Source organism: Cytobacillus firmus (genome assembly GCF_023715565.1).
Lineage (GTDB): Bacteria > Bacillota > Bacilli > Bacillales > Cytobacillaceae > Cytobacillus > Cytobacillus firmus_C.
On sequence record NZ_JAMBOJ010000002.1, the window covers coordinates 101,561 to 122,831 of the forward strand.

Below are 21,271 nucleotides of genomic sequence, written 5' to 3' on the forward strand. Positions count from 1 at the left end.
AGCCAGCTCAGGCATCTGGCTTCTAGCATTCAGGCAAACGGCAAAGTAATCTGCACCGTTGTGCCTTCATTTTCCCTGCTGTGGATGTAAAGGTTTCCGCCGTGGTTTTTAATTATTTTTTTGCAGATCATGATGCCAAGGCCTGTCCCTTTTTCTTTTGTGCTGTAAAACGGCTCTCCCAATTTGGCGAGGCGTTCTTCCGGAATGCCGATTCCTTCATCCTCGATAGTGATGATGGCAGAGTGGTCCTCCTGGCGGATATCGACATTTATTTTGCCGCCCATTGGCATGGCTTCCATTGAGTTCTTAATGATGTTTATCAGCACCTGTTTAATTTTATCTTTTTCACATTTCACGAAGAATTCTCCGGGTGACTTAGTTAATTCGATCAGGATATTTTCCATGACTGCCTGGCTGTTCAATAGAGTAATCACACTTTTTACAACGTTTGTCAGGCATGTTTCTTCTATTTCGGTTATTTGAGGCTTAGCAAGAACGAGCAGGTCATTGACGATGCCTTCAATACGTTCCAGCTCATTAAGAATGACTTCTGCAAAATTATCTTTACGTTCTTCGTATAATAGCTGTGTAAAGCCTTTTATGGCTGTTAGCGGGTTGCGGATCTCATGGGCAATGCCTGCCGCAAGCTGACCGACCACGGAAAGCTTTTCAGCATTCTGCAGCTTTTCTTCAGTCTTCTTTTGTCCAGTTACATCTTTGATAATGATCTGGTAGACCTTTCTGTTTTTAAAAGTGGTTGGAATCAGCTGGACTTCGGCTTTTCTTATTTGTCCGTCCGTCCGGATCAGGTTAAGCTCAAAATTTACGCTCAGCTTTGTTTGCAGAAAATCATCGAGGGTGGAATGTTCTGAAGGAGGAGTGTAGTCGTGGAGGGAAGTGCCTATTATCTCTTTGATGCTCGTGAACCCGAAGAGTTTCTTTCCTTCATTATTGATATAGGTCCAAATTCCCTTTTGTGTCACCATTCCGATCGTATCCTTGGAGTACTCCACCAGAAAGCGGTACTTCTCCTGCGTTTCAAGAATTTCCTCTTCCATGATAATTCTCTGTGTCATATCCCGGATGATGCACATCATATCTTTATCTTCATTTATGACTGAAAAATTGGCTTCTAGCCATAGGTAATGGCCCTCCTTATGTTTGAAGCGAAAAGTCTCCCGTTTATGCGGAAGTTGTTCAAGATCTGCCAATGCATCTCTAAGAAGATCCCGGTCATTTGGATGGCAATATGTATAAAGACTGCTTCGATAAAAGTCCTGCTGCGAATACCCCAGCATCGGCAGGCAGGAAGGCGATACATATAAAGCAATGCCTTCTTTTGTCACTCTTGCAATCACATCGCTGGAGTGTTGAATGGCCAGCTGCAGATTCCTCGCTTCAACTTTGTCCGCGCATAAATCTGCCGGATTTTCGGTCATAATCATTTTGTCCCTCCTTTTTTGGAAAAATGACACTTTTCCATTATTATACATGAGTCAGGGTCCCAGACACATAGGATTTAACTATCATTTTTTTAACCAAATGAAAATATTAAAAAATTTTTATTGACTTCCTTCACTTTAAGGTGGTAAAGTAATAAACATATAAAAATCGCATATGAAAAATCTTCTTATCCAGAGAGGTTGAGGGACTGGCCCTATGACACCTCGGCAGCGGACAAAAGTGTACCGTGCCAAATCCAGCAAGCTTTGCTTGAAAGATGAGAAGAGGACCATTGATAAATGCTGCCCTCTTCTTTCTATAGAAGAGGGTTTTGTGTTACGCGGAGAAATTACATCAAGATGCTATTCATAAACATATGAATAATTCTTATCAAGAGAAGCAGAGGGACCTGGCCCAATGAAGCTTCGGCAGCAGGCAAAACGCACTGTGCCAAATCCAGCAGGCAAAAAGCCTGAAAGATAAGGAGAGGACTTTTAAAAAACCTCTTCTGATGGAAGGGGTAAATTTCAGAATGTAATTCTTAGTTTTCTTATAGGTATAGTTGTGAATCGGAAGGTGACAGGTACCTATACCAGTTCATCAAATTGGTATAGGTACCTGTCACCAACAAAGGACGTCACCACCAAAGGACGTCACCACCAAAGGACGTCACCAACAAAGGACGTCACCAACAAAGGAGAGATGCGGCATGATAGAGTTTCAGAATTTAAAGAAGGTCTATGAAAGCGGGGGGCAGCAGGTAGCTGCTCTGGATGGAATAGATTTAAGGATTAATAAGGGTGAGATTTTTGGAGTGATTGGCTTCAGTGGTGCGGGTAAGAGCTCTTTGATCCGCTGTGTCAATTGGCTGGAGAAGCCGACTTCAGGAAAGGTCATTGTGAGCGGGCATGATTTGACGGCTTTATCAGTAAAAGAAATTCGTGAAGTGAAAAGAAACATAGGGATGGTCTTTCAGCACTTTAACCTTCTAAACTCAAAAACCGTGTTTGCCAATGTAGCGATGCCACTCACGCTGGCTAAGATCCCAAAAGAGGAAATAAAAAAGCGTGTCCATGAACTCTTAGATTTTGTGGGGCTTGCCGATAAGGCACACAGCTATCCTGATCAGCTGTCAGGCGGGCAAAAGCAGCGGATTGGGATCGCCAGGGCGCTGGCAACCCAGCCTTCCATTCTATTATGTGATGAAGCAACGTCAGCTCTGGATCCGCAGACCACCAGCTCGATCCTGCAGCTGCTGAAAAAAATAAATAAAGAATACAACATTACCATCCTGATCATTACCCATGAAATGTCTGTCATCAGAGAGATCTGTGACCGTGTTGCTGTCATTGAGGCAGGAAAAATTATTGAAGAAGGAACCGTCTTCAATGTCTTTTCCTCACCCAAAACACAAACAGCGAAAAACTTTGTCAGCACAGTTATGAATGATCAAATACCTGACTCCATTAAGCAAGTGATTGAAAAACAGCAAGGGCTTCAAAAGGTATTCAGAATCAACTTTGTCGGAAACTCTGCCGGGCAGCCGCTGCTCTCGCAAGTTGCCAAAAAGTTTAATATCGACTTCAACGTCCTGTTTGGAAATATTACTGAACTGCAGGGAACACCATTTGGCAACCTGATTGTCGAATTCCAGGGTCCGGACAGTGAAATAAAACGCGCTATTCAGTACATCAGCCATGAACAAGTTTCAATAAAGGAAGTGACGTCACGTGCTAGTTAACCAGGAAAAAATTATCGAAGCCTTAATCGAAACGGTCCAAATGGTGGCTTTCTCATTGCTGTTTTCAGCTCTTATCGGACTGCCGCTTGGCATATTGCTTGTTGTGACAAGAAAAGGGCATCTCTTAGAAAACACCGTTGTTTTTAACATCATAAACAGCATTATTAATATTTTCAGATCAGTCCCCTTCATCATTTTAATGGTAGCCATCATCCCAATCACGAGAATGATTGTCGGAACATCGATTGGAACTGCTGCAGCCGTAGTGCCGCTCGTCTTTTATGCAGGACCATATATTGCGAGATTAATAGAAAATTCACTGCTTGAAGTAGATCCGGGAGTCATTGAAGCGGCAGAAGCAATGGGAGCGACACCTGGCCAGATCATTATAAAGTTCCTGATTCCTGAAGCACTCAGTTCGCTGGTATTAGGCTTTACCATTGCGACAATCGGTCTGGTCGGAGCATCAGCCATGGCCGGGGCAGTCGGAGGCGGGGGTCTTGGTGACCTTGCCATTACATATGGTTATCAACGATTTGATACAACCGTCATGCTAATTACCGTTGCAATTTTAGTGGTCATGGTTCAGGGCCTGCAGTCATTCGGAAATATTTTATCCAAAAAAATCAGAAGAAGATAACTTAGGAGGAAAAACTTCAATGAAAAAACTATTTTTATCATTCATTATTTTAGCATTGGCTGTGTTCACTGCGGCATGCTCAAGCGCAACTGGCGGAGAAGAAACTAAGAAGGTTAAATTGGGTGTCAGCGGATCAGATACACGCATTTGGGATTTTATTGCTGAAAAGGCTGAGAAAGAAGGCATTGAAATTGATGTTGTGACATTCTCTGACTATGTACAGCCAAACGTTGCCCTTGCAGAAGGTGAACTGGATGTAAATGCATTCCAGACAGTTGCTTATTTCGACACTTTTATTAAAGAGCATAATATGGATCTTTCACCGATTGCGACAACTGTTTTAGCTCCAATGGGCCTTTATTCAGAAAAGGTAAAAACAGTCGAAGACATTCCGGAAGGCGGCAAAATTGCCATTCCAAATGATGCTTCAAATGGGGGAAGAGCCCTTCTATTACTGGAGGAAGCCGGCCTGATCAAATTATCCGAGGACTATGACGGTAATCTGGACTTGAATAAAATCGTTGAAAACAAAAAGAACCTAGAATTTGTAGAAATGGTATCAGCGCAGACGCCGCGTGCACTTCCGGATGTGTCGGCTTCAGTCGTCAATAATGGAATTGCTGTAGACGCCGGCTTTAATCCAACTAAGGATTCAGTGTTTATTGAAAGCGAAACCGCTACACCTTATGTAAATATCATTGCTGTCAGAACAGAGAACAAGGATAACAAAACTCTTAAGAGAATTGCGGAACTTTACCAGGAAGATGATGTAGCTGATTTCATCACGAAAGAATATGACGGAAGCATGATCCCTACATTCATTCCATTAAGTGATATTGGCTGGTAATTAAAATATAAAAGGAGGAACAATGATGACGGCATCTGTAAAAGCACTATCCGAACTGAAAGAAGCGATCAGGAAGAATGTTGATAATAACAAGGAACTTTACCTTTCTGCAAGCCACCAGATCCATGCAAACCCGGAAATAGGAAATGAGGAGTTTTTTGCTTCAGGCTTGCTCTCAGGAATCCTTGAGAAGGAAGGGTTTGAAGTAGATCGGGCAGTAGCTGGGCATGAAACAGCTTTCCTGGCCCGAAAGAAATCTGATAAACCAGGGCCGTCCATTGCATTCCTTGCAGAATATGATGCCCTTCCCGGATTGGGCCATGGATGCGGCCACAATATCATAGGTACGACAAGTGTGGCAGCAGCCATTGCGTTAAGCAAGGTTCTTGATGATATAGGAGGAGAAGCAGTAGTGTTTGGAACCCCTGCAGAAGAGGGTGGGCCGAATGGAAGTGCAAAAGGAAGCTTTGTGAAGCATGGCTTGCTTGAAGGCGTTGATGCCGCTCTTATGGTTCATCCGTCAAACCAAACACGACTGACCAGTTCGTCACTGGCAGTTGATCCGCTTGACTTCGAGTATATCGGCAAGCCTGCCCATGCAGCCGCTTCACCGGAGGAAGGAATCAATGCCCTTGATGCTGTTATTCAGCTGTTCAACGGAATAAATGCTCTCCGCCAGCAATTGAAGGATGATGTGCGGATCCATGGAATTATTACTCATGGCGGCGATGCTCCAAATATTATCCCTGAGTATGCAAAAGCCAGATTCTTCATCCGTGCTTCAACCAGAACACGTTTGAATGAGGTAACACGGAAGGTTAAAGCTGTCGCTGAAGGTGCTGCACTGGCAACAGGAGCAAAGCTGAATGTCATTGCATTTCAAAACGAAGTAGATAACCTGCTGTTAAATAAGACATATGACCAGGTGTTTAAAGAAGTGATTAAAGACTTGGGAGAAACCGTAGTGGAAGGGGACCGGGATGGAATCGGTTCGACGGATGCCGGCAATATCAGCCAAGTGGTGCCAACCATTCACCCTTATATCAAAATTGGTGCTGATGATCTCGTCGGCCATACTGTTCCATTCCGTGAAGCCGCATCATCGGCAAAAGGAGACGAAGCACTGATAACCGGAGCAAAGGGACTAGCTCTCACAGCATTCCAGCTAATAACGAAACCGGAACTGATTAAATCCATTAAACATGAATTTCAAGAGCGGAAAGCCGCTGAATAGGTGAGAAAGCTATCCTTTTCCGGGATAGCTTTTTCTCACTTTTGTGAGTGTTTACTCAAAAATTGTAGAGTTCTTTCCCTATGTTGCTGAGTCTTTTCTTCTTTTCTCAGTTCACCTTTGCCTACTGTTCCTTCATCCGTTCCTGTGCCATCCGGATAAGTTCCTTCACCATGCTGCCGCCAATCTTACCGCCGACAGTTCCTGCCTGTTTGGATGTAAGCCGGCCATTATAGCCTTGCTTCAAAGGCACACCTGCCTCCTCAGCAATTTCATATTTCACTGCATCAGGATTTTCTCTGTCAACATGATATCCCTGGTTCGCCATTACCTGATTTTTCAGCTGGTCCAATGCATCTCTTGATTCCGGTACTAGCGGGCGTCTTTTTCTTCTGGCCATGAAGCATTCCTCCATAAAAAGTTCTTTTTCTTATTATGTGAAAGAACGCTTGGAATAACACTGAAAAAAACTTGTACATCCTCCGGTGAAAAGCTATTCTAATGGTAGAAACCTTGAGTTTTTTGTGAAAAACCAAAAGAAGGTGTTTTAAATGGGGTTAAAATACTTGTCAGCGCTCCTGCTTCCTGGACTGCTCGTATTGTTTTTTACAAGAGTCAGCTATAATCGTGTAATCGGGCTGGTGCTGACGGTGGGACTTATTGCTGCTTCTGTATATAAAGGCTACACCAATTCATTTGCCCTAATTGTTATAGACGCATTTTCACTGACTGTCGGGTTTTGGTACGCCCAAAAATTAAAGCCGAAAATAAAGCCAAGTGCGGAATAAATTTTGCAGAGCCTGTCGAACAAACCTTTCGACAGGTTTTTTATTTAATTATACAACAGCTGTTTTTAGGCATACTCATATCAGCTTTTAATGGAATTCAATCAAACGTTTGATTAAACTTAAAGCGATCAATCAAACGTTTGATTAACCTTTCTTCGACAATCCCCTCAAAATTTCGTCATATTTCCCAAGCAATGTTTTCTTAGTGAATACAGAAAAACGAATATCCGTTCGCATATTGTTGGTTTGTTTTAGGCTCTTTGTGGTAGAATGATGATATGAGTTTTGAGTAAAAAACTGACAAATCAGCGCTGCATCCCGGATTTTAAAATTATTTCAATGCTGGTTTGTGATTAATAAATAGATAAAAGTAATTTGAACGGGAGGCTTTTAGGTGAAGGATCAATTTGAATTAGTCTCAAAATATTCCCCGCAGGGCGACCAGCCCGGGGCAATCAAAGAAATTGTGAAGGGAATCAACTCCGGCAAGAAGCACCAGACACTTCTGGGTGCAACAGGAACGGGTAAGACTTTCACGATTTCGAATGTCATAAAAGAAGTAAACAAGCCGACGCTTGTTATTGCCCATAATAAAACACTTGCAGGTCAGCTATACAGTGAATTCAAGGACTTTTTTCCAAACAATGCGGTTGAGTATTTTGTCAGCTATTATGACTACTATCAGCCTGAGGCGTATGTGCCTTCTACAGATACTTTTATTGAAAAAGATGCAAGCATCAATGATGAAATTGATAAGCTTCGCCACTCGGCTACTTCCTCCCTGTTTGAGCGGAATGATGTCATTATTATTGCCAGTGTCTCCTGCATATATGGTTTGGGATCGCCTGAAGAATACCGTGAAATGGTGCTGTCCTTAAGAACCGGAATGGAGATTGAGAGGAACCAGCTTCTTCACAGGCTCGTTGACATCCAGTACGAGCGCAATGATATCGACTTCCAGCGCGGTACCTTCCGTGTACGTGGAGATGTTGTCGAGATTTTCCCGGCATCACGGGATGAACATTGTATCCGTGTAGAATTTTTCGGAGACGAAATAGACAGGATCCGTGAAGTGGATGCCCTAACAGGTGAAATAATGGGTGAACGTGAGCATGTTGCGATTTTCCCGGCATCCCACTTCGTAACGCGTGAAGAGAAACTGCGAATCGCCATCCAGAACATTGAAAAAGAACTGGAAGTGCGCCTGGCTGAATTAAGAGAAAATGATAAGCTTCTTGAAGCCCAGCGCCTCGAGCAGCGGACCCGTTATGACCTTGAAATGATGAGGGAGATGGGTTTTTGTTCCGGCATTGAAAACTACTCGCGCCATCTTACGTTAAGGCCTCCTGGTTCAACACCATATACACTTCTGGATTACTTTCCGGAAGACTTCCTGATTGTGATTGATGAATCGCACGTAACCCTGCCGCAAATACGCGGGATGTTTAATGGTGACCAGGCAAGAAAATCCGTGCTTGTGGACCATGGTTTCCGTTTGCCTTCAGCGATGGATAACAGGCCTCTTACATTTACCGAATTTGAAAAGCATGTGAAGCAGGCTGTCTTTGTTTCGGCAACACCCGGTCCTTATGAGCTTGAGCACACACCTGAAATGGTTGAGCAGATTATCCGTCCAACCGGTCTGCTTGATCCTACAATTGATATCCGTCCAATCGAAGGTCAAATTGATGATCTCATTGGCGAAATCCAGGACCGTGTTGAGAAAAACGAACGTGTGCTTGTTACCACTTTAACGAAGAAAATGTCTGAGGACTTAACAGACTATTTAAAGGAAATCGGCATTAAAGTTCAATACCTGCACTCAGAGGTAAAAACGCTTGAGAGGATTGAAATTATCCGCGAACTCCGTCTTGGCAAATACGATGTGTTAGTCGGAATTAACCTTCTGAGGGAGGGACTGGATATTCCTGAAGTATCCCTTGTTACCATTCTTGACGCTGATAAAGAAGGTTTCCTCCGGTCGGAACGTTCACTCATCCAGACGATGGGGCGTGCGGCACGTAATGCAAACGGCCATGTCATCATGTATGCTGACCGGATTACAGACAGCATGGAAAAAGCTATCAGTGAAACAAAGCGCCGCCGTTCTATTCAGGAAGAGTACAATAAAAAGCATGGCATAACACCGATGACTATTCAAAAGGATATACGCGATTCGATCCGTGCAACCCATGCGGCAGAAGAGCAGGAAGAATACCAGCCGTCAGCAAAGCTCGGCAAGCTGAACAAGAAAGAGCGCGAAAAGCTGATTGGCAATATGGAAAAAGAAATGAAGGAAGCGGCAAAATCTCTCAACTTCGAAAGGGCCGCCGAGCTTCGTGATTTAATATTAGAGCTGAAAGCGGAAGGATGACGTAAAAATGGCGATGGATAAACTGATTGTAAAGGGTGCCAGAGCCCATAATCTGAAAAATATAGATGTCACCATTCCAAGAGATAAGCTTGTCGTCCTGACCGGACTTTCAGGTTCAGGAAAGTCCTCTCTGGCCTTTGATACGATTTATGCAGAAGGGCAGCGCCGCTATGTGGAATCATTATCTGCTTACGCGCGGCAATTCCTTGGCCAGATGGATAAGCCTGATGTGGATGCGATTGAAGGCTTGTCTCCGGCAATCTCGATTGACCAAAAGACAACAAGCCGAAATCCACGTTCCACAGTGGGAACAGTGACAGAAATTTATGATTATCTGAGATTATTATTTGCACGGGTAGGACGTCCCACTTGTCCGATTCACAATATTGAAATCTCCTCACAGACCATTGAGCAAATGGTTGACCGGATAATGGAATATCCTGAGAGAACAAAGCTCCAGGTTATGGCTCCCCTTGTTTCCGGGCGAAAAGGGACACATGTAAAAGTGTTTGAGGATGTGAAAAAGCAGGGATTCGTCCGTGTACGTGTCGACGGAGAAATGATGGATCTCGGTGAAGAGATTGAGCTTGAAAAAAACAAAAAGCATTCGATAGAAGTTGTAATCGATCGGATCGTCGTAAAAGAAGGCGTAGCGCCAAGGCTTGCAGATTCATTGGAAACTGCTTTAAATCTGGGCAATGGCAAGGTGCTTGTGGACGTTATTGGTGAAGAAGAACTGTTATTCAGCGAGAACCATGCCTGCCCTCAATGCGGATTCTCAATCGGTGAGCTTGAACCAAGAATGTTCTCATTTAATAGTCCATTTGGTGCCTGTTCGGAATGTGACGGATTAGGCTCTAAGCTTGAAGTAGATGTTGATCTGGTCATACCCAACAAGGATCTTTCATTAAAACAGAATGCCATTGCACCATGGGAGCCGACAAGTTCTCAATATTATCCTCAGTTGCTTGAGGCCGTCTGCAATCATTATGGGATTGATATGGATATGCCGGTAAAAGATATGCCGGAACACCTGCTTGATAAAGTTTTATATGGATCCGCCAAGGACAGCATCTATTTCAGATATGAAAACGACTTTGGCCAGGTTAGGGAAAATTATATTCATTTTGAAGGTGTCATCCGCAATGTGGAGCGACGCTATAAAGAAACAAGCTCTGATTATATTAGGGAGCAAATGGAGAAATACATGGCCCAGCACCCATGTCCTTCCTGCAAGGGCTACCGCCTGAAGCCGGAAACACTTGCTGTGCTTATATCCGGAAAGCATATTGGCCATGTAACAGAATATTCGATTGAAGAAGCATTCAGCTTCTTTGAGGATCTGACACTGTCTGAAAAAGAAATGAAGATTGCCAATCTTATTTTCCGTGAGATTAAGGAAAGGCTGGGTTTCCTCCTCAATGTCGGTCTGGATTACCTGACATTAAGCAGGGCAGCGGGAACTTTATCCGGCGGTGAAGCCCAGCGTATTCGCCTGGCCACACAAATCGGATCGCGACTGACAGGTGTACTCTACATTTTGGATGAGCCTTCCATTGGCCTGCATCAGCGTGATAATGACCGTTTGATTGATACGCTCAAAAATATGCGTGATATCGGCAACACCCTGATTGTGGTGGAGCACGATGAAGATACAATGGTGGCTGCCGACTATTTAATTGATGTGGGTCCGGGAGCAGGAGTTCATGGAGGGCAGATTGTCTCAGCGGGTACGCCTCAGGAGGTAATGGACGATCCAAACTCCCTGACAGGTCAATATCTGTCAGGCAAGAAATTCATTCCGCTTCCAATTGAGCGCCGAAAGAACGACGGACGCTTTATCGAAATTAAAGGGGCTAAAGAAAACAATCTTAAAAATGTGAATGCTAAGTTCCCGCTCGGCACCTTTATTTCTGTTACGGGTGTATCCGGTTCAGGAAAAAGTACGTTAATCAATGAAATTCTTCATAAAGGGCTAGCCCAGAAGCTTCATAGAGCCAAAGCGAAGCCTGGTGAGCATAAGGAGATAAAAGGTATTGATCATCTGGATAAAGTCATTGATATTGACCAGTCTCCAATTGGGCGTACACCCCGTTCCAACCCGGCAACCTATACGGGAGTGTTTGATGATATTCGCGATGTATTTGCTTCAACCAATGAAGCAAAAGTCCGGGGCTACAAAAAAGGGCGGTTCAGCTTCAATGTAAAAGGCGGCCGGTGTGAAGCATGCCGCGGAGACGGGATCATTAAGATTGAAATGCACTTCCTGCCTGATGTGTATGTACCATGTGAAGTCTGTCATGGCAAGCGCTATAACAGGGAAACACTTGAAGTAAAATACAAAGGGAAGAATATTTCCGAGATACTTGATATGACGGTGGAAGATGCACTGGAGTTTTTCGAAAATATTCCGAAGATCCGCCGCAAGCTGCAGACGATTTATGATGTTGGCCTGGGCTACATCACATTAGGGCAGCCTGCGACCACATTGTCCGGCGGTGAAGCGCAGCGTGTCAAGCTTGCTTCCGAGTTGCACCGCCGTTCAACGGGCCGCTCCCTATATATACTTGATGAACCGACAACAGGTCTCCATGTGGATGATATTTCAAGACTGCTAGTGGTCCTTCAGCGTCTGGTTGAGAATGGAGATACCGTTCTGGTTATCGAGCATAATCTCGATGTCATCAAGGCTGCCGATTATATCGTCGACCTTGGGCCAGAAGGTGGAGATAAAGGCGGCACCATTTTGGCTGCAGGTACGCCGGAGAAAATTGCCGAAGTGCCGGAATCTTATACAGGCAAATATCTTAAGCCGATCTTGGAAAGAGACCGACAGAGAATGAAGCAGCAAATTAAAGAAAAAGAGGGCGTGACAAACGCTTAATTACAGTAAGCAGTACCGTTTTGGTACTGCTTCTTTTTTATGGAAATAAGATTAAACCACCCGGATGCGGGGTAAAGAACATGCGTCTGCCGCAGCCATCAATTATTTCAACCAAGAAAGGAACATACGCTATGAAAAATAAAATCTACCTCTTAGCAGGCATTATCCTTTTAGGGATCGGCATCTATCTTTCCATCACATTCCTTGGAGATGAGAAAAAAGCAAAAAGCAGCCAAACGATTGTAGCTTTTGGGGATTCACTTACCTATGGATATGGTGATGAAACGAAAGATGGGTATATTGGGAGGCTGCAGAGCAAACTGGATAAGGAATCGGATAAAAATTACCGCATAACAAATCATGGAGTGTATGGCTATAAATCTTCTGATGTCCTCCAGCAAATGCTCAAACCGAAAGTGGCAGAGGATATCAAAGATGCAGACATGTTTATTGTATATATCGGCACAAACGATTTGCTGAAAAGCAATGGCGGGGATCTGTATCCGCTCCATCACGAAAATCTTGTTAAAGCTAAAGATATATATGAAGATAAACTGAATGGAATACTGGAAACACTCGAAACCGCCAACAGTGATGCACCTGTTATCCTAATTGGACTATACAATCCTTACCCTGACGGCGACAAAATTGAAAAATATATTGACCATTGGAACAAATCCATCAGAAAGAAAGCAGCAGAAGAGAAACATATCACCTATATTTCCACCAATGAACTGTTCAAGGGAAAAAACAAAAAACAATACTTTGCTGATTCCCTTCACCCAAACGGCAAGGGATATGAGCTGATTGCAGATAAAATTATGGATAATTACTCATTTTAAGTTCTTGGCTATTTTTTGCCTCCCCTTCTATTAATTGATAACACACTGTAATGTTCCAGCAAAATCGGTGTAACCAAGCAGCGTTATACTCCTATATAAGGGAAACTATTGTCTGGAAACAGAAGGGGAGGTCATTATGGAGGATTATTTAGCGAAGTCACTGGAAGAATGGAAAGAAGATATTTCTGAAGTTTTAGACCAGATTAATAATGAATACGAGGATGTTAAAAAAGAGCTGAAAGTATATTCCTACAAATACGGAATTACAAAACAGGTTATCCAGTCTACTGTGAACGAAGAGATCATAGATAATATCCGTGAAATGTATCATAAGCCTTTTGAAGAAAAGTATAACGAATTGAAAGAGTACATACGTGATTTGGATGAAAAACGAAAGGTATTCCAAATGTTTGTCAATAAAATCGACGAAGTGAAAAAGAAGGAAGCACCGCGCACCGACTTGGCAGCTGCCTATAAATAGCCATAAAACCGTCTTTGAATAAAAGGCGGTTTTTTTATAAGTACAGCTATGAGACTTGAGGCCATGGAACTCATCAGCCTGCAGATGTATTTTTAAAAATATGGAGGTAAATGCTCCGTTGATTTTCTATAATGAAGAGGAAGCTGAAACTTTTGCCGCACCAGTTCCGTAATATAGATATAAAGGAGCTGAGAACATTGGAAACAAGAAAGGTTCTGTCTGCTTTAAGCTATTTTAGCATTATGTTCGCTGGGTTTATTTTTCCGCTTATTGTATTTTTCGTTTCAGAAGACAGGGAAGTGAAGCGGCATGCCAGGAGTGCATTTTTATCACATTTAATACCGCTGGTTCCCGTTCCATTCGTTGTTTTTGCAGCGGTAACTCAGTTTACAGTTAATGATCAGTCAATTCCGTTATTTTTTCTTGCAGCTGTCGCCATCACAATCATTCTGCTATTAATTGTATTTATATGGAATATCATTAAAGGGGTAAAAGTCCTTATTCAGGAATAGAACTAATAGAGGAGGGCCAGAAAATGAAAGAGGAACGCAAACGTATTTTGAAAATGGTCGAGGATGGAAAGCTCACAGTTGATGAAGCTCTAACTCTGCTGGAACAGCTTGAACAAACAAATCAGACGATGGAGCAGAAGCATGAGGACTTAATTAAGGAGCTATCTGCTGAGGTTAAGTTTGAAGAAGCTAAAAAAGGTGAGCCTTATAGCTCAAAGCATCAAAGTGCCAAGGAAAAGATCATTGATTTCGTAGATTCAGCATTTAAGAAAGTGAAGGATCTGGATCTTGATTTTAATTTTGGGAAAAGTGTTGAAATCTCTCATATATTTCAGCATGCAGACGCATACTTAAAAGATCTGGACATTGATGTCGCCAATGGAACAGTTAAGGTAATTCCGTGGGATCAAAGTGATGTGCGTGTTGAATGCAAAGCGAAGGTCTATCGTGTGGATAATCAGGATGAAGCCCGCAGGAATTTTTTGAAGGATGTTATTTTTGCCATTGAAGGGCAGAGACTGAGGTTTTCGACTCAGCAAAAATGGATGAAGCTTGAAGCAGTCATCTATATTCCAAAGTCTGAATATGAAAATGTGAAAATCCGCATGTTTAATGGGCCGATTGAAAGCCAAAACTTATCAGTGGAAAACTTTAAAGCGAAAACGGCTAATGGAAAAATTACGGTTAGTGATTTGAACAGCAGTAATGTGGAGGCTGAAACAGCCAACGGGCAGATTACCATTCAAAAAAGCCGGATCGATCATGTGGAAGCCGAAACGTTAAATGGCGCCATTATGGCTGATGGAGACTTCAAAAAGGCTGAACTGCAATCGTTTAATGGTAATGTAACATGCAGGGCAGAAAATGAGCGATGCGAATGGATCGAAGCGAAGGCAGCGACGGGCAGCATCGATCTGTTTGTTCCGGATTTCGCTGCTGTCAGCGGAGAGCTGCGCACCAATCTGGGCAGTTTCCATCCTGACATTGAGGGTATTGAAGTAATAGAAGAAAAGAGCGAAGTGATTCAGAAAATGATGAGATTTAAATCTGTGAAAGAAAGCGGCAGCGGCCTTAAGCTGCGGGCAGACTCCAAAACAGGTGCCATCACAATCAAGCGGTCAGCAGCCCGGTAAAACGGGTGGGCGCCTTCCGCTTTTCTTGATAGGAGGGATTCTTAATGAATAAATTAATTCGCTCCCGCAGCGACAGGAAATTAGCGGGAGTATTAGGCGGCTTGTCTAAATCGATCGGGATAGACGCTACCATACTCAGGGTGATTTTCATTGTTTTATTATTTACAACAGGCGTTTTCCCGATGACACTCGTTTATGCTCTGCTTGTGTTTGTGCTTCCGAATGAAGAGGTGCTATAGTACATGAGATGGATTCTGGGAATCTTGATAAATGCGGTCTTATTTGTAGCGCTAGCAGGTTTTTTTAAGGATTCGTTTTACTTGTCGGGATTTGGGGCTGCCGTTGGTGCCAGCTTCATGCTTTCTATCCTGAACATTCTTGTGAAGCCAATCCTGATTATATTAACTCTTCCCGTTACTGTTTTAACGCTCGGTTTGTTCCTGTTCGTCATCAATGCTGTCACACTTATGATAACGGATGGATTTATGGGTGATTCATTTGAAATTGCCGGGTTTGGCACAGCGATTCTTGTATCGGTGATTATGTCTATCGTTAACCTGATCATTCAAAAAGCAATTCTGGAACCGGCGAGGGAAAAATAAATGCGTGAAAAAGCCAGCATAACCGATGCTGGCTTTTTCCTATTCAATTATCGTGGCATTAAAGCCGTCCTTCTTCAGGTTTCCGGCGAGATCTTCTGCAAGCTGTTTTTCGGAAAAGGCAACTTGTACTTTGTATTGTTTGATTTTATCATTTTTTCTTAAGCCGTATTGTTCGGCAATTGCTTTTACAATAGCCTGTGCACAGCGTTTCCGGTAGATGGGGGTCCGGAGAAGGGAGGCTTCCTCTTTATTGGTCATAAACCCGCATTCCACTAGAACGGCAGTCATTTTTGTCTCACGCAGCACATGGAAATCAGCTGTTTTGACTCCCCGGTCCCGCAAACCTGTAGAACTGATTAAGTTTCGCTGGATCTTTTGGGCTAATGCCAATGCTTCCCTGGGTTTTGATGGGTAGACATACGTTTCAATTCCGCCTGCACTGTTCCATTCGCCTGTTCCGTATGCATTGGCATGGATGGACACATAGCAGTCCGCATTTTGTCTATTTGCCAGCGCAGTCCTTTCGGCAAGTGGTACGTCCCGTTCATCGGAGTGGACAAAGTGAACTTCTGTGTTTTGATACTTTCCGAGCATCTCCTTTGCAAGGCCGGCGACTGCACGGTTGAATTCGTATTCCCTCATTCCATCAGGGCTCCGTTTGCCGGGGGTGCTATAGCCATGTCCGGCATCCAATAAGATCTTCATATGATCGCTCCTTTCTGAAAACAATATCTTCATTTATATAATATGGACAAACCTTCCAAAAGGACATGGCAAAATGAAAATAGGAGAAAACCCTAAGGGCTTTCTCCTATTTTGCAGCGCGCTGCATCGTATGAACAAATTTATAGCGGTCTGCGCGATAAGCTGATTTTACAAGCTCAAAAGGCGTGCCATCCTCTAAGAAGGAAGTGCGGGCGATAAGGAGTACAGGAGATCCAGGATCTACCTGCAGGTGGTTTACCTCTGTTTCCTTAGCGATTGAGGCTTCAATCTGCTGGGTGGCATCCCTGATGGTAAGGGACAGCTTTTCTTCAATATGCTGATAAAGTGACTTGTTGATGATTTCCTCTGTAAGCCCTTTAACGAGATTAGCAGGCAGGTAGGTGGTTTCCAGCGCCATTGGCAGGTTGTCTGCCATCCTCACCCGTTTGATTTCATATACAGGTGTGTTTTCTTTTATATCAAGCCTTCTCGCCAGCTGCGGCTCAGCCGGGATGATTTCAAAGGATATAAGGCGGCTGCTCGGCACCATGCCGCGCTCTTTCATATCTTCCGTAAAGCTGGTCAATCCCTGAAGCTTTTGTTCGACTTTCTGCTTGTTGACAAAAGTTCCGCGTCCTTTTTGCCTGTATAAATAGCCATCGTTGACAAGGTTATTTAATGCCTGTCTGACGGTCATTCGGCTAATCTGATATTGCTCCGAATATTCGCGCTCAGAAGGAATGGCTTCATCAGGCTTTAACTTGCCGTTATCTATTAAATGTTTAATATACTCTTCCAATTGGTGATATATCGGGATGGGTGATTGCTTATCGATCATGGAAATTCTCCTATCACTATTAGTACTGATCATCAGTCTTGACTGACAAGGCTGAGTGCTTCTTCATCGGCAATGATGGTTACATTCGGATGAAGCTTCAAGGCAGATGCGGGAAACTGTTCATCAGGCTCTCCGTTAACCAATTGTCTGATGGCTTCTGCCTTGGCTGAACCTGATGCGAGAAGGATGATTTCCCGGCTATCAAGAATCGAAGCGATTCCCATTGTAAGGGCATGGGCTGGAACATCTTCTATAGAACTGAAAAATCTTGCATTAGCCTTGCGCGTACTTTCCGCAAGATGTACGACATGCGTACGGCTGTTAAAGTCAGTGCCAGGTTCATTGAAACCGATATGTCCGTTGCGGCCGATTCCGAGCAGCTGCAGATCAATATCCACCAGATCCTTAATCAACTGTCCATACCGTTCGCATTCTCTGGACATATCTTCTGCGGCTCCATTGGGAAGATGCGTGTTTTCGAGCTGGATGTCCAGATGATCAAATAGTTCACTATTCATGAAATGCCTATAGCTATTAGGATCAGTTGGGGGCAGGCCGATATACTCATCCAAATTAATCGTCGTGATTTTTTCATAGGAAGTGCCATTTTCCTGATGATCTTTAATCAGTTCGGCATACACTCCCTTTGGTGTACTGCCGGTAGCAAGCCCTAGTGTCATATCAGGCTGCTGGCGGACCTTTATCAATCATCAGTCTGGCAGCTTTTCGGCTCATATCGTGATAATCGGCTGTTCGAATGATTTTCAATTCCCTGTCACTTCACGTTCAAAGGCTTTGACACCTCGGCAGAAGGTCATGGCAACCTCAAGGTTCTCATCAAATATAACCAGGTCCGCATCCTTGCCCTCTGAAATGCTGCCTTTCCGGTCGAAAATATTGAGCTGTCTGGCCGGGTTGCTGCTTGCAAGCCGGACAGCTTCATGCAGCTGTATATCTGTAAAGTCCATCATATTTTTTATGGAGTCTTTCATTTTTAAGATACTACCAGCCAATGTGCCGTCAGCAAGCAGGGCCTGGCCATTTTCAACCTTTACATCCTGTCCGCCAAGATCATAATGGCCATTTTTCAGGCATTTGGCTCTCATCGAATCTGTTATCAGAATCATACCATCGGCGCCTTTGGCATTTAGTGCAAGCTTGATCATCTCTGGCCGGACATGGATTCCGTCAGCGATCATTTCAACGATCAATTCCTTAAATAAAAGCGCAGCGCCGGCAACACCTGGTTCACGATGATGCATGCCTCTCATTCCGTTAAACAGGTGGGTAACCTGTTTTGCTCCAGCCTGAACAGCTTTTTCCATTTCGGTAAAAACGGCATCACTATGGCCGATAGAAGCGACAACGCCATTTTCACTTAAATAGCGGATAAATTCATAGCCATTTGCTTTTTCCGGTGCCAGTGTGATCAGCTTGATCGTCCCGTCCGCGGTTTCCTGCCAACGTTTAAAGAGCTCAATATCAGGTTCAAGGATATGATCCTTCGGCTGTGCTCCTCCTCTTACTTCGTTAATAAACGGGCCCTCCAGATGGATTCCGATAACTTCCGCCTTGCCGGGAGTATTTTGTTCTTTTTGAAAGTGAGCCGCATTGATCAGTGCAGCTTCTATTTTTTCTTTTTCCTGTGTAATAGTTGTGGCCAGGAAGCTTGTAGTTCCTTCTTCAGGCAAAACGCCGGCCATCGTGTTCAACGCTTCAAATGTGGCATCCATCGTATCGGCGCCGCCAGCACCATGAATGTGGACATCTATAAACCCCGGACTGATTGTATGCTTAGGGGAAAGTTCTATAATTTCTGTATCCTCGCCGGTGGCAGGAAGATCCACTAAGGCTCCAGTCTGCAGGATTTGCTCATTTTCTATTAAAATAAACCCTTTATCAATTGTGCTGTTTTCCAGAAGGATTCTGGCGTTTTTCAGTAGTAGACGGCTCATTTTCAGTTCATCTCCGTTTGAATGATACTTTTATTATAAAAGGTTTGCATTAAGATGTCTATACCAGTTGGTGGGTTTAACTCTATATCGATTTTTGGTCTATACAACTAAAAAAGGATAGAAGGCGATTGGACGCTTTCTATCCTATTTATTTGAATTTAAGAAGAAATACATACAAAAAATAATTATTTTGTATCTGCAGCTGCTTCCCGTAAATAGCCATTATGCTTTTTCAAAAGCTCGGCGGCTGCTTCACCTTTTAATCCTGTTAAAATCTGAAGGATGGCTGCCTTTGTATGATAGTTTTGTTCTTTAAGTGCATCCCGGGCTTCTTCATCAGATGCGCCTGTAGCCATTTTGACGATATTTTCAGCACGTTTAAACAGTTTCTCGTTGGTCATCTGCACATCCACCATTAAATTGCCGTACACTTTTCCCAGCTTGATCATGGATGCTGTCGTTAGCATGTTCAGGACAAGCTTTTGTGCCGTGCCTGCTTTCATTCTTGTAGAGCCTGTAACCACTTCCGGACCTGTGATAGGTGCAATCGTATATTTAGAGATTTTCCCCATTTCGGAATCCTTGGTGCAGGCAACTGAAACAGTAACAGCACCGACTTCATTTCCGTATTGAAGAGCTCCGATCGTGTATGGCGTACGGCCGCTCGCCGCAATGCCAACAAGCACATCCTTGTCCGATAATTGAATAGCTGCAACATCCTGGCGTCCTTGTTCACTATCGTCCTCAGCGCCTTCAACCGCCTCGGTCATGGCTTCCTTGCCTCCGGCGATAATGCCGACAACCATCTCAGGGTCAGTTCCATAGGTTGGCGGGCATTCTGAAGCATCGATAATGCCCAGACGTCCTGAGGTGCCGGCTCCAACATAAATTAAGCGGCCGCCCTTTTTAAAGCTCTCTGTAATTTCATCCACCACTTTGACAATGTGAGGGATTTCTCTTGCGATGGCATTCGGAACAATTGTATCCTCCTGATTGATGATTGTAATAATTTCTTCTGTTGTCATTAAATCAATTTCCATTGTTTTTGGGTTTCTCTGTTCTGTATTCAGCTTTGTAATATTCATTATTTATCCCTCACTATTAATTGAAATTTAGTTCCTGCCTTAATCTGATCCAGCAGGGGCATATCTTCTTCTATTACTCTGGCGATTACATTCACGCGTTCATCCCGAGGGAGATCTTCTAACGTGATTTGCATCTCTCCTGCGTAGCGCCCATATAGAATATTATCAACTGTGACACTGCCCTTTTTACGTTCCAGCTGGTTCACGGGTTCCCATTTATTAGACCCTTGTCCGGCATAGGATCTTGATTCAACCGACCTTACAACGTCCCGGGCAGGATCCATCCGATTTGTATGAGTTTTATTAAAAAGATCCTCATAGATTTGTCCGCCGATCGGCTCGATTCGGAGAGGCACAGCATCTTCCGAGATTTTCTCCAGCTGTGTAAGAGTCCTGTCTTTTACTGAATGGTCACCAATCAGTACTTTGTCTATATAACAGCTGTTCATCAGTTCAGCCGCCGCAGCAGCAGGTGACGATCCCCGGTGTTTTTCAAGAGTGGGCAGACCGGCAAAAATGGGCCCGCGAAGTTCCCCGTCTCCAGGCACAAACGCCATGGTAGTTATCCCCATACCTTTTAGGAACTTATTGCGCTCTATTAAAAAGTCTATATCCAAACCGGTTTCCGGCCGCGGGTAAAAGTTATGCCATGCTTCTATATTATTGGTGTTTAATCCCATTCCCATCCACTCATGTAATTCTTCAGCGGAGATGGTACTGGCATTGATTCCAAGTTTCATTTTTTTTGAGAGTTTAACAATCTGTTCAGAAGTGAAGCCGTAATCAGCCCGGATTCCGGTAAGGCCCCATTCGAGAAGTGTATCAATCGAATCCCAGCCCAATCCTAAATGGCCCAATGATTGGGGGGAAACATCTGCGAGGAGTTCCATATGATGCTTCTTTGCCAGTGTCCCAAGGTTCTGAAGCAAATGTTTATAAGTGCTGTGGTCATCTTCGGGAATGTGAAGGGAAGTGAAGATGGATGTGAGACCATAAGAAGCCGCCTTTTCTATCCATTCGGCATTTTGAATCTGCCTCTCTTCTGATAAGTAAACTGATATTCCAAGCATCCTGGTCACCTCTATAAATCTGAATTTTTTAAAAATGAGGACTCATAAGTAAAGAAGGAGGAAAACTCCTCCTTCTCTAAATTAGATAATGTAAAATCTT

At 43.7% G+C, this 21,271-nt stretch carries 20 protein-coding genes, 1 pseudogene and 2 riboswitches; of the genes and pseudogenes, 13 read left to right on the forward strand and 8 right to left on the reverse strand.

Translation table 11 applies throughout. From position 1 onward, the window contains the following. Positions 1–29: 29 nt before the first annotated feature. Positions 30–1,445: a PAS domain-containing sensor histidine kinase gene (locus M3205_RS01345; RefSeq protein WP_251168276.1), complete on the reverse strand. Its 1,416-nt coding sequence runs from the start codon at positions 1,443–1,445 to the stop codon at positions 30–32. Between the two features lie 182 nt (positions 1,446–1,627). Then, a riboswitch (SAM riboswitch) is annotated at positions 1,628–1,727 on the forward strand. Positions 1,728–1,827: 100 nt separating this feature from the next. Then, a riboswitch (SAM riboswitch) is annotated at positions 1,828–1,929 on the forward strand. 223 nt (positions 1,930–2,152) lie between these two features. Between M3205_RS01345 and M3205_RS01350 the strand changes: the two genes are divergently transcribed. The 4 genes from M3205_RS01350 to M3205_RS01365 are packed head-to-tail and all read left to right on the forward strand — an operon-like array spanning position 2,153 to position 5,905. Continuing rightward, complete coding sequence (locus M3205_RS01350; RefSeq protein ID WP_251168277.1) at positions 2,153–3,184, forward strand: methionine ABC transporter ATP-binding protein; 1,032 nt, start codon at positions 2,153–2,155, stop codon at positions 3,182–3,184. Next, positions 3,174–3,824: a methionine ABC transporter permease gene (locus M3205_RS01355; RefSeq protein WP_251168278.1), complete on the forward strand. Its 651-nt coding sequence runs from the start codon at positions 3,174–3,176 to the stop codon at positions 3,822–3,824. The genes M3205_RS01350 and M3205_RS01355 overlap by 11 nt, the downstream gene beginning before the upstream one ends. Positions 3,825–3,843: 19 nt before the next feature. Next, complete coding sequence (locus M3205_RS01360) at positions 3,844–4,671, forward strand: MetQ/NlpA family ABC transporter substrate-binding protein (protein ID WP_251168279.1); 828 nt, start codon at positions 3,844–3,846, stop codon at positions 4,669–4,671. 25 nt (positions 4,672–4,696) lie between these two features. After that, positions 4,697–5,905, forward strand: a complete 1,209-nt coding sequence (locus M3205_RS01365; RefSeq protein WP_251168310.1) for a M20 family metallopeptidase — start codon at positions 4,697–4,699, stop codon at positions 5,903–5,905. 121 nt (positions 5,906–6,026) lie between these two features. Here M3205_RS01365 and M3205_RS01370 read toward each other — a convergent pair whose 3' ends face one another. After that, positions 6,027–6,302 carry an alpha/beta-type small acid-soluble spore protein gene (locus M3205_RS01370; RefSeq protein WP_251168280.1) on the reverse strand — a complete coding sequence of 92 codons (276 nt, stop codon included), beginning with the start codon at positions 6,300–6,302 and terminating at the stop codon, positions 6,027–6,029. A gap of 151 nt (positions 6,303–6,453) precedes the next feature. Here M3205_RS01370 and M3205_RS01375 point away from each other — a divergent pair, with 151 nt between their 5' ends. The 9 genes from M3205_RS01375 to M3205_RS01415 all read left to right on the forward strand — a co-directional run bounded on the left by M3205_RS01375 (position 6,454) and on the right by M3205_RS01415 (position 15,518). Next, positions 6,454–6,690 (forward strand): DUF2198 family protein, encoded by a 237-nt coding sequence (locus M3205_RS01375; protein ID WP_095243475.1) that lies wholly within the window; start codon positions 6,454–6,456, stop codon positions 6,688–6,690. 394 nt (positions 6,691–7,084) lie between these two features. Then, positions 7,085–9,064 carry an excinuclease ABC subunit UvrB gene (gene uvrB, locus M3205_RS01380; RefSeq protein WP_251168281.1) on the forward strand — a complete coding sequence of 660 codons (1,980 nt, stop codon included), beginning with the start codon at positions 7,085–7,087 and terminating at the stop codon, positions 9,062–9,064. A gap of 7 nt (positions 9,065–9,071) precedes the next feature. Beyond that, positions 9,072–11,948, forward strand: coding sequence for an excinuclease ABC subunit UvrA (uvrA, locus tag M3205_RS01385; RefSeq protein WP_251168282.1), 2,877 nt, complete (start codon positions 9,072–9,074; stop codon positions 11,946–11,948). An 80-nt stretch (positions 11,949–12,028) separates the two neighbouring features. Continuing rightward, a complete protein-coding gene (locus M3205_RS01390; protein WP_251168283.1) occupies positions 12,029–12,790 on the forward strand; it encodes a DUF459 domain-containing protein in 762 nt (253 codons plus the stop codon). A 136-nt stretch (positions 12,791–12,926) separates the two neighbouring features. Continuing rightward, entirely contained in the window at positions 12,927–13,271 is a 345-nt protein-coding gene (locus tag M3205_RS01395) for a hypothetical protein (protein WP_035329260.1), read from the forward strand. Between the two features lie 197 nt (positions 13,272–13,468). Further along, entirely contained in the window at positions 13,469–13,783 is a 315-nt protein-coding gene (locus M3205_RS01400; protein WP_251168284.1) for a hypothetical protein, read from the forward strand. Positions 13,784–13,806: 23 nt separating this feature from the next. Further along, positions 13,807–14,916, forward strand: a complete 1,110-nt coding sequence (locus tag M3205_RS01405) for a DUF4097 family beta strand repeat-containing protein (protein ID WP_251168285.1) — start codon at positions 13,807–13,809, stop codon at positions 14,914–14,916. A 44-nt stretch (positions 14,917–14,960) separates the two neighbouring features. Continuing rightward, positions 14,961–15,155, forward strand: coding sequence for a PspC domain-containing protein (locus M3205_RS01410; protein ID WP_251168286.1), 195 nt, complete (start codon positions 14,961–14,963; stop codon positions 15,153–15,155). Positions 15,156–15,158: 3 nt separating this feature from the next. After that, positions 15,159–15,518: a phage holin family protein gene (locus M3205_RS01415; RefSeq protein WP_251168287.1), complete on the forward strand. Its 360-nt coding sequence runs from the start codon at positions 15,159–15,161 to the stop codon at positions 15,516–15,518. A 39-nt stretch (positions 15,519–15,557) separates the two neighbouring features. Here the strand turns inward: M3205_RS01415 and M3205_RS01420 are convergent, their stop codons facing one another. The 6 genes and pseudogenes from M3205_RS01420 to M3205_RS01445 form a co-directional block, all read right to left on the reverse strand. Then, the gene (locus M3205_RS01420) at positions 15,558–16,223 is read right to left on the reverse strand and encodes an N-acetylmuramoyl-L-alanine amidase (protein ID WP_251168288.1); all 666 of its coding nucleotides are present in this window, start codon (positions 16,221–16,223) and stop codon (positions 15,558–15,560) included. A 106-nt stretch (positions 16,224–16,329) separates the two neighbouring features. Further along, positions 16,330–17,061: a GntR family transcriptional regulator gene (locus tag M3205_RS01425; protein ID WP_251168289.1), complete on the reverse strand. Its 732-nt coding sequence runs from the start codon at positions 17,059–17,061 to the stop codon at positions 16,330–16,332. A gap of 32 nt (positions 17,062–17,093) precedes the next feature. Next, positions 17,094–17,829: pseudogene (nagB, locus tag M3205_RS01430) on the reverse strand (glucosamine-6-phosphate deaminase). Next, complete coding sequence (nagA, locus tag M3205_RS01435) at positions 17,826–19,016, reverse strand: N-acetylglucosamine-6-phosphate deacetylase (RefSeq protein WP_251168290.1); 1,191 nt, start codon at positions 19,014–19,016, stop codon at positions 17,826–17,828. Before nagA ends, nagB begins: the two are co-directional and overlap by 4 nt. A gap of 185 nt (positions 19,017–19,201) precedes the next feature. Beyond that, positions 19,202–20,101, reverse strand: coding sequence for an N-acetylmuramic acid 6-phosphate etherase (gene murQ, locus M3205_RS01440; RefSeq protein ID WP_251168291.1), 900 nt, complete (start codon positions 20,099–20,101; stop codon positions 19,202–19,204). Beyond that, positions 20,101–21,171 carry a DUF871 domain-containing protein gene (locus M3205_RS01445; RefSeq protein ID WP_251168292.1) on the reverse strand — a complete coding sequence of 357 codons (1,071 nt, stop codon included), beginning with the start codon at positions 21,169–21,171 and terminating at the stop codon, positions 20,101–20,103. The genes murQ and M3205_RS01445 overlap by 1 nt, the downstream gene beginning before the upstream one ends. Positions 21,172–21,271 lie beyond the last annotated feature (100 nt).

Excerpts from the sequence above, each read along its gene's own strand:
- M3205_RS01345 (WP_251168276.1), bottom strand. The coding sequence starts at position 1,445 with ATGATTATGACCGAAAATCCGGCAGATTTATGCGCGGACAAAGTTGAA.
- M3205_RS01350 (WP_251168277.1), top strand. The coding sequence starts at position 2,153 with ATGATAGAGTTTCAGAATTTAAAGAAGGTCTATGAAAGCGGGGGGCAG.
- M3205_RS01360 (WP_251168279.1), top strand. The coding sequence starts at position 3,844 with ATGAAAAAACTATTTTTATCATTCATTATTTTAGCATTGGCTGTGTTC.
- M3205_RS01365 (WP_251168310.1), top strand. The coding sequence starts at position 4,697 with ATGACGGCATCTGTAAAAGCACTATCCGAACTGAAAGAAGCGATCAGG.
- M3205_RS01370 (WP_251168280.1), bottom strand. The coding sequence starts at position 6,302 with ATGGCCAGAAGAAAAAGACGCCCGCTAGTACCGGAATCAAGAGATGCA.
- M3205_RS01375 (WP_095243475.1), top strand. The coding sequence starts at position 6,454 with ATGGGGTTAAAATACTTGTCAGCGCTCCTGCTTCCTGGACTGCTCGTA.
- uvrA (WP_251168282.1), top strand. The coding sequence starts at position 9,072 with ATGGCGATGGATAAACTGATTGTAAAGGGTGCCAGAGCCCATAATCTG.
- M3205_RS01390 (WP_251168283.1), top strand. The coding sequence starts at position 12,029 with ATGCGTCTGCCGCAGCCATCAATTATTTCAACCAAGAAAGGAACATAC.
- M3205_RS01395 (WP_035329260.1), top strand. The coding sequence starts at position 12,927 with ATGGAGGATTATTTAGCGAAGTCACTGGAAGAATGGAAAGAAGATATT.
- M3205_RS01405 (WP_251168285.1), top strand. The coding sequence starts at position 13,807 with ATGAAAGAGGAACGCAAACGTATTTTGAAAATGGTCGAGGATGGAAAG.
- M3205_RS01410 (WP_251168286.1), top strand. The coding sequence starts at position 14,961 with ATGAATAAATTAATTCGCTCCCGCAGCGACAGGAAATTAGCGGGAGTA.
- M3205_RS01415 (WP_251168287.1), top strand. The coding sequence starts at position 15,159 with ATGAGATGGATTCTGGGAATCTTGATAAATGCGGTCTTATTTGTAGCG.
- M3205_RS01420 (WP_251168288.1), bottom strand. The coding sequence starts at position 16,223 with ATGAAGATCTTATTGGATGCCGGACATGGCTATAGCACCCCCGGCAAA.
- M3205_RS01425 (WP_251168289.1), bottom strand. The coding sequence starts at position 17,061 with ATGATCGATAAGCAATCACCCATCCCGATATATCACCAATTGGAAGAG.
- nagA (WP_251168290.1), bottom strand. The coding sequence starts at position 19,016 with ATGAGCCGTCTACTACTGAAAAACGCCAGAATCCTTCTGGAAAACAGC.
- murQ (WP_251168291.1), bottom strand. The coding sequence starts at position 20,101 with ATGAATATTACAAAGCTGAATACAGAACAGAGAAACCCAAAAACAATG.
- M3205_RS01445 (WP_251168292.1), bottom strand. The coding sequence starts at position 21,171 with ATGCTTGGAATATCAGTTTACTTATCAGAAGAGAGGCAGATTCAAAAT.